Here is a 500-nt window from a genome sequence, read left to right on the forward strand (position 1 = left end):
GCCTCCCCTTTGAAGTTCGGATACCGAACAAGGAAACGCGTAAAGCCATCCGAGACTTGCACGCTGGCAAAGGAAAGATATACACAGGAAGCACAAAAGAAATATTCGATACGTTGCGCCGAGAACGCTAGAATCCTTTGATGAAAGATCTCGAACTCCTTCGCTCGTTTCGGAAGGATCTGAAGCGGGTCGAGAAGCGCGGCTGGGATAGTACAAAACTTGAAGATATTGTGACGATGCTGCGTATGGACGAACCGCTACCTATTCGCGCTCGTCCCCACAAACTCACCGGCGATTGGGAAGGATTTTGGGGATGTCACATCGAACCGGATTGGCTACTGATCTACGATTTCAACAACACCACTGTGCAACTCGCTCGCACCGGAACACACACAGATCTATTCGATTGAAAAACAGTATTGGTTATTACATCCCCGGCATCTTGAGACATTCCATCACTTCGACGCTCTCTCCCGGGAAAATCATAAAGTGCGGGTGGT

The 500-nt window shown here is 49.2% G+C and carries 1 protein-coding gene; it reads left to right on the top strand.

Annotation, left to right across the window (positions count from 1 at the left end; all coding sequences use genetic code 11):
- Positions 1 to 140: 140 nt before the first annotated feature.
- Positions 141 to 410: a type II toxin-antitoxin system YafQ family toxin gene (locus AC3DE3_RS17185; protein WP_488370834.1), complete on the top strand. Its 270-nt coding sequence runs from the start codon at positions 141 to 143 to the stop codon at positions 408 to 410.
- Positions 411 to 500: the final 90 nt, after the last annotated feature.

The organism is Dietzia sp. IBK-p2-16D, assembly GCF_057773085.1.

What these genes read in the sequence shown, in the direction of transcription:
- AC3DE3_RS17185 (WP_488370834.1), top strand. Translation starts at nt 141, where the DNA reads ATGAAAGATCTCGAACTCCTTCGCTCGTTTCGGAAGGATCTGAAGCGG.